The sequence below is a fragment of the Micromonospora sp. NPDC006766 genome, assembly GCF_040636055.1.
Classification (GTDB): Bacteria; Actinomycetota; Actinomycetes; order Mycobacteriales; family Micromonosporaceae; genus Micromonospora.
This window is the reverse complement of record NZ_JBEYIX010000011.1, coordinates 124,101-135,112: the sequence shown is the minus strand read 5'-3', so window position 1 is coordinate 135,112 and position 11,012 is coordinate 124,101. Positions and strand designations below refer to the sequence as shown.

Here is an 11,012-nt window from a genome sequence, read left to right as displayed (position 1 = left end):
CTGGACCGGGCCGGCATCACCGGCCCGGACGGGCCGAGCCACTACGGCATCTGGGACATGTCGGTCTTCGCTCTGGGCGATGCGGGCGTACACCGCCGCGCTGAACCATCCTGGGCATCACCAACAATCCGGACGCCTACGGAACTTGATCAAAGCCCTGCGCCGCACGAGCATCGCGCGGCGCAGGGCTTTGATCAGCATCGCCTTACGAGGTGCCGGAGATGTACCACCAGCCGGTCCGCGACGACGCGGGCACGTCCGGGCCGACGCTGCCCTTACCCCAGAAGTAGTCGTCGAAGTTGACCAGGCCACGCGGTCCGGTTGGGCCCATCGTGGCCCACACCACCGACGCCGGTTGGTCGTCGATGGACGCCTGCGCCCACGCCTTGCGTACCGGCATCGGGTTGTTCCACCAGAGGAACGGTTTGCGCAGCAGGTAGTTGGCGAAGGTACCGCCGTGACTGGCGCTGTGGTACGACACCGTGTGGAAGCTGTTGATCTGGTGGAGGCCGTCGAACGCGCCGCCCCAGCGCTGCCACCACTGCTTCCCGCCGGACTCCTTTGCCAGCACCAGGCAGGTGAACAGGCTCATCCACTCGGCGTCACCGTTGCCCCAGCGAGCCTCGGTGTTGGCCAGGAAGGTGTCGTCGCTGCTGCTGCACCCGCTGAAGCTGAACCCGGTCGGGGAGCCGTGGCCCTGCCAGTAGGTCATGTCGACGTGGTCGGTCCAGGCGCTGTCGTTACCGCGGTACACCGGGTCCTTGAAGTCCCGCTCCCAGGCATTCTGATCCAGCCAGCTGAACTCCACGGGGATCCCGTGCGAGCTGAACTGGTTGTTGAACGAGGCGAGGTTTTTGCCGGTCCATGGCAGACCGGAGCAGGGCCCGGTTCCCTCGCTGCCCACGTCCACGCGGCCGTACGCCTGAGTGCCGAGCCCTGCTCCGGTAGCCGGGGCAGCCTGCGGGCGCGGCGGCACCGGCGAGGGCACGGGCCCGGGCAGCTTCGCGTCGACCGCCGCTGGCACGAATACGATCTGGGCCGGGGTGCCATCGGCAGTGACGCCCGAACAGCTGAAGCTCGGCTCCAGCCGCTCCAGTTTCGTGTCCAGCGCAGGGGCATGGTAGGCGTAGGCGGCCGTCTCGATGCGCACGGCGCCGCCCATGGCTTCGGCGCACCGCTCACGCCCGGCCTTGAGGTCGAGGACCGCCACGGATCCCTCGGCTTTGAGGGAGCGGGTGTTGTAGGACAGTTGGGTAACCTTGCCGTCGGGGCTGAAGGCAACCCGGACCTTGGCGCCCGGCCCCTCGTAGGGCAGGCCGCCGAGCGTGAACGCGAACGAGACGGTGGTGTCCAGGGCCGCCGAGACGGTGCTCCGTCCCTTGGCGTCCACCATTTCCAGCGTGGTGTGGCTGGCGATCGCCTCGCCCTGTTTGGGGTACAAGTCGGCGGCGGTCAGCGCCTTCTGGGTGAGGCTCAGCGCCTCGTCTTTCGATACCGGCTTCAGCTTCGCCAGCGCGGCCTCGTCCACCACGGACGCGACGGTCTCATTGCCGTCCTCGTCCTTGCCGGCTGCGCCTAGCTCGATCGACGGGATGTGCAGGAAGCCCTGCTCGTCGGCGAAGCCGACACTGCCCTCCTTTGTTCTCGTCAGCTGTTCGATGCCGAACGCCTTGCGCAGCGCTTCGGTTTGCGCCTCGTCGAGCCCGGTGGCGCTGACTCGGTAGACCGGCAGCTCACGGATCTCGGCGGCCACCACCGGTGCACCGGCGACGGCAATGGTCATGGAGCTGGTCGTCAGGATGACGGCCATTGCGACGGAGAGCCTTCGCCGCCAGTGGCGAGGGACATGGCGTGACATCGATCCTCCTGCGTGACGGGTGCGAGTGTGCGGCACCTCAAGATGATCGAAGGTTATCTACGGATGCAGGGTTGCTGTGTCCGCTACCCGACGTACCGGCGGGCCCTGATATGCGGCGGTCCTCTGCGTGGCGTCGGGGATCGCGGTACGTCGGCCTCCCGAGGTCGCCACGAGGGTGTATCGGGTTGTCGTGGAGGCGCTCACCAAGGTCCGCCGGCACGCCCAACTCGACCATCACCGACCGGGTCTTGGACTCGTTCGGCGAGTGGCAGAGCGGCCCCTCGACAGCGTCTACCCGGTTGTTCTGCAGGGTAGCGACGGCGCATTGCTGCGCCGTCGCCCCCTCAGAACCGGAGGTGCGCGGTGGCTACGCACCCAGGGCTGGTGGGGTGACGTGACCGTCGGTGACATTCAGTTCGGCTTCGAGGTGACCGGCACCGCTGGCCAGTCCTCCTTCGTCTGCAACAGCTTCTCCCTCAGCTACGCCTGAGCACGGCCCCCGCCGTGCGGTGGCCACGACCGATCGGCCGTGGCGGTCGACCCGAACGGCGGGGCCCGCGCCGCGTTGACCGGCGGGGACGTCGCGCCTCGGCGGGCGGGGTCGCACCGTACACTGGCGCTGGCCTTGTGCGGGCTGCTCTGGCCTGGCGCCAGGGTGGGTGCAGGGCTGCGGATGGTGCGTCCAGCCGCTCCGGCGTCGGCCGCCGGGGGCGCGGTCGGGGGCCTGGCGGGGAGGGTGAGTGCCGTGCGTGGTCCCGCGATGACGGATGTGGCCCGCCTTGCCGGGGTTTCCCATCAGACCGTGTCGCGGGTGCTGAACGGTCACCCCAACGTCCGCGAACAGACGCGGCTGCGGGTGCAGGCGGCGATCGCCGAGTTGGGCTACCGGCCGAACCGGGCGGCTCGGGCTCTGGTGACCGGCCGGTCGCAGGTCATCGGTGTGGTAGCGCAGAACACCACCTTGTACGGCCCGGCGTCGTTGCTGACGGCGTTGGAGCAGACCGCCGCCGAGGAGGGCTTCGCGGTCAGCGTGGGCAGCGTGCGAGACCTGGACATGGTGTCCATCTCGGCGGCGGTGGAGCGGCACCTGGCGCATCGGGTGGCGGGAATAGTCGTGATCGCTCCCGTCGAGTCGGCCGGTGAGGCGCTGGAGCATCTGCCGAAGGATGTTCCCCTGGTGACGGTCGACGGTGATCCGCGGCGTCCGGTGCCGCTGGTGACGGTGGACCAGGTGGCGGGCGCGCGGGAGGCGACGCGGCACCTGTTGGCGGCGGGGCACCGTACGGTGTGGCACGTGTCCGGGCCGGCCGACTGGTTCGACAGCGCCGGGCGGATCGAGGGTTGGCGAGAGGCGTTGTGTGCGGCGGGTGCTGAGGTGCCGCCGCTGGTGCCGGGAGACTGGTCGGCGGCCTCGGGTTACCGGTGCGGGCAGATGCTGGCGCGGATGCCCGAGGTGACGGCGATCTTCACGGCCAACGATCATTTGGCGCTGGGTGTGCTACGGGCGTTGCACGAGTACGGCCGCACGGTGCCGGACGAGATCAGTGTGGTGGGCTTCGACGACGTGCCGGAGGCTGCCTACTTCATCCCGCCGCTGACCACCGTTCGGCCGGACTTCGCCGCGGTGGCCCGGGCCAGCTTGGACCTGCTGCTGGCCCAGATCGAGTCCGGTGTGGTGGGTGACCTGCGGCAGACCATCGCGCCGACCCTGATCTCCCGGCAGAGCGTTGGTGCTCCGCCGCGGCGGTGACCGCCTTCATGTGAGCGCTAACATCGCGCCTCTGATGGCTTCGCTGCGTGGTCACTTCGCGGGGCCGATCACCCACCGTTACCGCACTGTTGCGATCATGCCTTGACGGGTGCCGATGTGAGCGCTAACAATGTGAGCCACGGCACGCGGAGGTAAAGATGATGGGTGTGGACGGACCGGGGGACCGGTACGTCGTCGGGGTCGACTTCGGGACGCTGTCGGGCCGGGCGCTGGTGGTCCGGGTCGGTGACGGAGCGGAGCTCGGCACCGCGGTCCACGAGTACCGACACGGGGTGATCGAGTCCACGCTCCCGGACGGGACGCCGCTCCCACCGGATTGGGCCCTGCAGGATCCCGAGGACTACCGGGACGTGCTGCGGCGCGCGGTGCCGGCCGCCGTCGCCGCGGCGGGGATCGACCCGGCCCGGGTGATCGGCATCGCCACCGACTTCACCGCCTGCACCGTCCTGCCCACCCTGGCGGACGGCACCCCGCTCTGCGAGGTGCCCCACCTGCGGAACCGGCCGCACGCCTGGGTGAAACTGTGGAAGCACCACGCCGGGCAGCCGCACGCCGACCGGATCAACGCCCTCGCCCTGGAACGACGCGAGCCATGGCTCAACCGGTACGGCGGGAAGCTTTCCGCCGAGTGGCAGTTCGCCAAGGGCCTGCAGCTCCTCGACGAGGACCCCGAAATCTACCGGCGCGCCGTGCGGTTCGTCGAAGCGGCCGACTGGATCGTCTGGCAGCTGTGCGGAGCCGAGACCCGCAACGTCTGCACCGCCGGCTACAAGGGCGTTCGCCAGGACGGTCGGTACCCGTCGCGGGAATTCCTGGCGGCACTGGACCCAGGGTTCGCCGACTTCGTCGCCAAGCTGGACGGTCCGCTGCTGCCGATGGGCGCCCGGGCCGGTGCCCTCACCGCTCAGGCCGCGGCGTGGACGGGTCTGCCCGTGGGCATCGCGGTCGCGGCCGGCAACGTCGACGCCCACGTCACCGCCGCCGCCGCCCAGGCCCTGCGGCCCGGCCGTCTGGTCGCCATCATGGGCACCTCGACCTGCCACGTGGTCAACGGCACCGAGCTGGTCGAGGTGCCGGGCATGTGCGGCGTCGTCGAGGGTGGACTCAGCCCCGACACCTGGGGGTACGAGGCCGGGCAGAGCGGCGTCGGCGACATCTTCGGCTGGTTCGTCGACCATGCCGCGCCAGCGGGTGTGGACTCGCACGAGCGGCTCTCCGAACTGGCCGCGGCGCAGCCGGTCGGCGCCCACGGGCTGATCGCCCTGGACTGGTGGAACGGCAACCGCTCCCTGCTGGTCAACCACGACCTGAGCGGTCTCATCGTGGGGCTGACCCTGGCCACCCGGCCGGCGGACGTCTACCGGGCGTTGCTGGAGTCGACAGCCTACGGCACCCGCATGATCATCGAGGCGTTCGTCGAGGCGGGGGTGCCGATCCGCGAACTGGTGATGGCGGGCGGCCTGACCGCCAACCGGTTGCTGATGCAGATCTACAGCGACGTCACCAACCGGCCGTTGAGCGTCATCGGCTCGGCGCAGGGGCCCGCGTTGGGTTCGGCGATCCACGCCGCGGTCGCCGCCGCCGCGTACCCGGACGTTTATGCGGCCTCCGCCGCGATGGGCCGGGTGGACCGCGATGTCTACCGGCCGGATCCCGAGCGGGCGCGGGCCTACGACGCGCTGTACGCCGAGTACCGGTCCCTGCACGACCATTTCGGACGCGGCGGCAACGAGGTCATGTCCCGCCTACGTGCGATCCGCAACGCCGCCGTCGACCGGTCGGCGGCGCAGGCCACGACGTCGGTGGAGGTGGTCGCATGAGTGGCGAGCTCGGTCAGCAGCTCGAGCGGCTGCGGGTGAGCGTCGCCCGGTTGCACGCCGAACTCACCCGCTACGGGTTGGTCGCCTGGACGGCGGGGAACGTCTCTGCCCGGGTGCCCGGCCACGGCCTGATGGTGATCAAGCCGAGCGGCGTCGACTACGACGACCTCGCGCCGGAGAACATGGTCGTGTGCGACCTCGACGGCGTCGTGGTCGAGGGGGATCTCTCGCCGTCGAGCGACACCGCCGCCCACGCCTACGTCTACCGGGCACTGCCCGAGGTGGGCGGGGTGGTGCACACCCACAGCGGGTACGCGACCGCCTGGGCGGCCCGCGGCGAGCCGATCCCCTGCCACCTCACCGCCCAGGCCGACGAGTTCGGTGGCGACATTCCGGTCGGCCCGTTCGCCCTGATCGGCGGCGACGACATCGGCAAGGGGATCGTGGAGACCTTGGCCGGGCACCGCTCGCCGGCCGTGCTCATGCGCAACCACGGTGTCTTCACCATCGGCCGGGACGCCCGGGCCGCGGTGAAGGCCGCGGTGATGTGCGAGGACGTCGCCCGCACCGCGCACCTGGCCCGCGCGCTCGGCGAGCCGCTGCCGATGGCGGCGGCCGACATCGACGCCCTGTACGACCGATACCAGAACGTCTACGGACAACGACCCCCCTCACCCGCGAGCCCTTGACGGCCGCCCCGATCGCGCGGCGTCCGCACCCGGGACGGTCGCGCCGCACCACCACGGGCACCACCTCCGACAGCACCACCACCAGCGCAGGGCGTACGCCGTCGGGGCGTACGCCTCGCGGAACGCTCATCCCGAGGAGATTTGCGGTGAAGAGAATGAATGCTCACCTGCCGTCCCGCAAGGTCATCGCGGTGCTCACCGCCGCGCTGCTCGCCACCGGCATGGCGGCCTGCGGCAACAGCGACACGGGCGGCGACACGGGCGGCGACAAGGGCGGCGACGGCAAGATCACGCTGGGCTTCTCCCAGGTCGGCGCGGAGAGCGGATGGCGTACGGCGAACACCACCTCGATCAAGGACGCCGCGGCGGCGGCCGGGATCGACCTGAAGTTCGACGACGCGCAGCAGAAGCAGGAGAACCAGATCAAGGCCATCCGTAATTTCATCCAGCAGAAGGTCGACGTGATCGCCTTCTCGCCGGTGGTGGAGTCCGGGTGGGACACCGTGCTGAAGGAGGCCAGGGACGCCAAGATCCCGGTCATCCTCACCGACCGGGCGGTCGACTCGGCCGACAAGTCCCTGTACAAGACCTTCCTCGGGTCGGACTTCGTGAAGGAGGGGCGGCTCGCGGGGGAGTGGCTGGTGGAGCAGGAGAAGGCTGCGGCCGGCCCGGTCAACATCGTCGAGCTGCAGGGTACGACCGGTTCGGCGCCGGCGAACGACCGGAAGAAGGGCTTCGCCGAGGCGATCGCGACCAACCCGAACCTCAAGATCATCGCTTCGCAGTCCGGTGACTTCACCCGGGCGGGCGGCAAGCAGGTGATGGAGCAGTTCCTGAAGGCCAACCCGAAGATCGACGTGCTGTTCGCGCACAACGACGACATGGGCCTGGGCGCGCTGGAGGCGATCACCGCGGCCGGGAAGGTGCCCGGCAAGGACATCACCATCATCACCGTCGACGCGGTGAAGGACGGCATGCAGGCCCTTGCCGACGGCAAGTTCAACTTCATCGCCGAGTGCAGCCCGCTGCTCGGTCCCCAGCTGATGGAGCTGGTCAAGAAGGTGCACAACGGCGAGGAGGTCCCGGCCCGGATCGAGACCCAGGAGACCACCTTCACCCAGGAGCAGGCCAAGGAAGCGCTGCCCAACCGCAAGTACTGACGGCACCACCACCACCGGGGCCGACAGCCCCGGCATCCGATGCGGCGGCCGGGCCACGGGCCCGGCCGCCGCGCCGGCCCCGCCGTCCCACCAATCCCAGGAAAGGTCCGGTGGCATGACCCCCAGCCAGCCAGTCCTGACAATGACGGGGATCAGCAAGTCCTTCCCCGGGGTACGCGCGCTCGACAACGTGGACTTTCGCCTCTTCCCGGGTGAGGTGCACGCCCTGATGGGCGAGAACGGCGCCGGCAAGTCGACCCTGATCAAGGTGCTGACCGGTGTCTACGACACCGACCACGGCACCGTCACGCTCGGCGGTGAGCAGGTGTCGTTCACCGGCCCGATGCAGGCCACCAGCGCCGGCGTCAGCACCGTCTACCAGGAGGTCAACCTCTGCACGAACCTTTCCGTGGCCGAGAACATCTTCATCGGCCGGGAACCGCGCCGGTTCGGCGCGGTCCGCTGGGGCGAGATGCGCCGCCGGGCCCGGGCCCTGCTCGCCCGGCTCGACCTGGACCTCGACGTCAACGCGCAGCTCGGCAGCTACTCCCTGGCCGTGCAGCAGATGGTGGCGATCGCCCGCGCCATCGACATCAAGGCCCGGGTCCTGGTCCTGGACGAGCCGACCTCCAGCCTCGACGCCGGTGAGGTCGCTCAGCTGTTCCGGGTCATGCGGCACCTGCGCGACGACGGCATCGCGATCCTGTTCGTCACCCACTTCCTCGACCAGGTCTATGGCATCGCCGACCGGATCACCGTGCTGCGCAACGGCCAACTCGTCGGCGAGTACGCGACGAGCGAGCTGCCCCAACTCGGTTTGGTGGAGAAGATGATCGGCACGGAACTGCGCGTGCTGGAGCGACTCGACGAGCAGCCCCGGCGCGACCTCGCCGACCGGGCGGAGGGCCCGCCACTGCTGGACGTACGCGAGCTGGGGCGCCGCTCCGCCGTGGCACCCTTCAGCCTGACCATCCGCGAGGGGGAGGTCGTCGGCCTCGCCGGCCTGCTCGGCTCGGGTCGTACCGAGGTGGCACGGCTGCTGTTCGGCGCCGACCGCGCCGACCACGGCAGCGTTCGGGTGAACGGCACACCCACGACGCTGCGTACGCCGGTGGCCGCAGTCGGGCACGGCATCGGCTTCTGTTCGGAGAACCGGCGGGCCGAGGGCATCGTCGCCGAGCTGTCCGTGCGGGAGAACCTCATTCTGGCCCTGCAGGCCGCCCGGGGCTGGCTGCGGCCCGTGCCGCGCCGTCGGCAGGACGAGCTGGTCGAGCGGTACGTGCGGGCCCTGCGGATCCGGCCGGCGGACCCCGACCTTCCGGTGGGCAACCTCTCGGGTGGCAATCAGCAGAAGGTGCTGCTCGCGCGCTGGCTCATCACGGAGCCTCGCCTGCTGATCCTCGACGAGCCGACCCGGGGCATCGACATCGGCGCGAAGACCGAGATACAGCGGCTGGTCGCCCGGCTCTCTGACGGCGGAACGGCGGTGCTGTTCGTCTCCGCCGAACTGGAGGAAGTGCTCCGCCTCAGCCACAAGATCGCAGTGATGCGCGACCGCGAGATGGTCACGCAACTCAGCAACGACCAGAGCCTCGACGCCGACCGGATCATGCAGAGCATCGCCGTCGGCGCCCAGCGCGAGGGGACGCCGTCATGAGTAACCGACAGGCCGGCTACCGGGCGCTGACGACCCACCGGCTCTTCTGGCCGGTCGTCGTCCTCGTCGTCCTGCTGGCCGCGAACACCGCCTACCGACCCAGCTTCCTCTCGCTGCAGCTGCGGAACGGTCACCTGTACGGCAGCCTGATCGACATCCTCCGGCTGAGCGCGCCGTTGATCCTGGTCGCGCTCGGCATGACGCTGGTGATCGCCACCGGCGGTATCGACCTGTCGGTCGGCTCGCTGTGCGCGATCAGCGGTGCCATCGCCTGCCTGCACATCAGCCGGCAGCCCGACCAGAACAGCCTCGGCGGGGTGCTGACCGCGCTGGGCCTGGGCCTGGGGGTGGCGCTGGTGCTCGGCGCCTGGAACGGCCTGCTGGTCGCTGTCATCGGCATCCAACCGATCATCGCCACGCTGATCCTCATGGTCGCCGGCCGGGGCCTCGCCCAGCTGATCACCGAGGGGCAGATCCTGACCATCAACGCCGAACCGTACAAGGCGATCGGCGTCGGTCACCTGCTGGCCCTGCCGCTGGCCATCTTCCTCGCGCTCGCCGTGGCCGTGTTGATCGCGACGGTGACCCGGCGGACCGCCCTCGGGCTGATCATCGAGTCGGTCGGCGGCAACGCCCGGGCCAGTCGGCTGGCCGGCATCCGGTCCGGGCGGATCACGTTCCTCGTCTACGTGCTCAGTGCGGCCTGCGCCGCGGTCGCCGGCTTCATGATGACGGCCAACGTGTCCAGCGCGGACGGCAACGCCGCCGGCCTCTGGGTCGAACTCGACGCCATCCTCGCCGTGGTCATCGGCGGCACCTCGCTCGCCGGTGGCCGGTTTCACCTCAGCGGCACCATCCTCGGCGCGCTGCTCATCCAGACCCTCACCACCACGGTGTACGCCATGAACATCACCCCCCAGACGGCGCTGCTGTTCAAAGCGGTCGTGGTCATCGCGGTCTGCCTCATCCAGGCACCGGGCTTCCGGGCCCGGTTCGCCCGACGCCGAACCCCGGTGGCTGCCTCCGCCACCATCACCGAACAGCCGAAGGCGCAGGTGTCAGCATGACCACCCTGTCCCTGCTGGCCGCCCGCACCTGGTCGCACCTGCCCCGGCGGCACATCCCGGTCCTGGCCACCCTCGCCCTGCTGCTCGTCCTGTACGGCGTCGGGGTCTCCCAATACCGTGCGTTCTCCAACATCCAGGTCGTTTTCAACGTCTTCATCGACAACGGCTTCCTGCTCGTCGTCGCCGTCGGGATGACCTTCGTGATCCTCACCGGCGGCATCGACCTCTCCGTCGGCTCGGTCGTCGCGATGACCGCGATGGTGTCGGCCTTTCTGCTCAGGGAGGGGCTGCCCGCGGCGCTGGTGCTGCTCATCGCGCTGCTCGTCGGGCCGGCGCTGGGGTTCCTCATGGGCTGCGTGATCCACTTCTTCGACATCCAGCCGTTCATCGTCACCCTCGCCGGGATGTTCTTCGCCCGCGGCATGTGCACCTTCATCAGCGACTCGTCCATCCCGATCACCGACGGGTTCTGGACCAGGATGTCCCAGCAACGCATCGGGAACCCCGGCGGCAACTTCGTCTCGACCAGCGTGCTCATCGCCTTCGCGGTGGTCGCTGTCGCCGCGTACACGCTGGCCTACACCCGGCTGGGCCGCAACGTGTACGCCATCGGCGGCAACCCGCAGTCGGCGCGGTTGATGGGGCTGCCGGTGGGGCGGACCCGGATCGCCGTCTACACCATCAGCGGCCTCTGCGCGGCGATCGGCGGCATCCTGCTGTCCTTCTACACGCTCTCCGGCGCTCCGCTGATCGCCGTGGGCATGGAGCTCGACGTCATCGCCGCCGTGGTCATCGGCGGGACCGTGCTCACCGGCGGCTCCGGCTACATCTTCGGCACCGTGCTCGGGGTGCTGGTCCTCGGGGTCATCCAGACGTTGATCACTTTCGACGGAAGCCTCAGCTCCTGGTGGTCCAAGATCGTGATCGGCGGCCTGCTCTTCGCGTTCATCCTGCTCCAACGTCTGCTCGGAATCCGCTTCAAATGACCGA

General features: G+C 69.7%; 8 protein-coding genes. 7 read left to right on the top strand and 1 reads right to left on the bottom strand.

Going from position 1 to position 11,012, the window contains the following annotated elements; genetic code table 11:
• Window positions 1-205: 205 nt before the first annotated feature.
• Complete coding sequence (locus ABZ671_RS13875; protein ID WP_357856433.1) at window positions 206-1,783, bottom strand: DUF6345 domain-containing protein; 1,578 nt, start codon at window positions 1,781-1,783, stop codon at window positions 206-208.
• A gap of 835 nt (window positions 1,784-2,618) precedes the next feature.
• Here ABZ671_RS13875 and ABZ671_RS13870 point away from each other — a divergent pair.
• From ABZ671_RS13870 to yjfF, 7 genes are all read left to right on the top strand, one after another.
• Entirely contained in the window at window positions 2,619-3,608 is a 990-nt protein-coding gene (locus tag ABZ671_RS13870; protein ID WP_357856449.1) for a LacI family DNA-binding transcriptional regulator, read from the top strand.
• Window positions 3,609-3,766: 158 nt separating this feature from the next.
• A complete protein-coding gene (gene araB, locus ABZ671_RS13865) occupies window positions 3,767-5,449 on the top strand; it encodes a ribulokinase (RefSeq protein ID WP_357856430.1) in 1,683 nt (560 codons plus the stop codon).
• A complete protein-coding gene (locus ABZ671_RS13860; protein ID WP_357856427.1) occupies window positions 5,446-6,138 on the top strand; it encodes an L-ribulose-5-phosphate 4-epimerase in 693 nt (230 codons plus the stop codon). The genes araB and ABZ671_RS13860 overlap by 4 nt, the downstream gene beginning before the upstream one ends.
• A 155-nt stretch (window positions 6,139-6,293) precedes the next feature.
• The gene (locus ABZ671_RS13855) at window positions 6,294-7,298 is read left to right on the top strand and encodes an ABC transporter substrate-binding protein (protein WP_357856446.1); all 1,005 of its coding nucleotides are present in this window, start codon (window positions 6,294-6,296) and stop codon (window positions 7,296-7,298) included.
• Between the two features lie 115 nt (window positions 7,299-7,413).
• Window positions 7,414-8,955, top strand: coding sequence for a sugar ABC transporter ATP-binding protein (locus ABZ671_RS13850; protein ID WP_357856424.1), 1,542 nt, complete (start codon window positions 7,414-7,416; stop codon window positions 8,953-8,955).
• The gene (locus tag ABZ671_RS13845) at window positions 8,952-10,022 is read left to right on the top strand and encodes an ABC transporter permease (protein ID WP_357856421.1); all 1,071 of its coding nucleotides are present in this window, start codon (window positions 8,952-8,954) and stop codon (window positions 10,020-10,022) included. Before ABZ671_RS13850 ends, ABZ671_RS13845 begins: the two co-directional genes overlap by 4 nt.
• Window positions 10,019-11,008: a galactofuranose ABC transporter, permease protein YjfF gene (gene yjfF / locus ABZ671_RS13840; RefSeq protein ID WP_357856419.1), complete on the top strand. Its 990-nt coding sequence runs from the start codon at window positions 10,019-10,021 to the stop codon at window positions 11,006-11,008. Before ABZ671_RS13845 ends, yjfF begins: the two co-directional genes overlap by 4 nt.
• Window positions 11,009-11,012 lie beyond the last annotated feature (4 nt).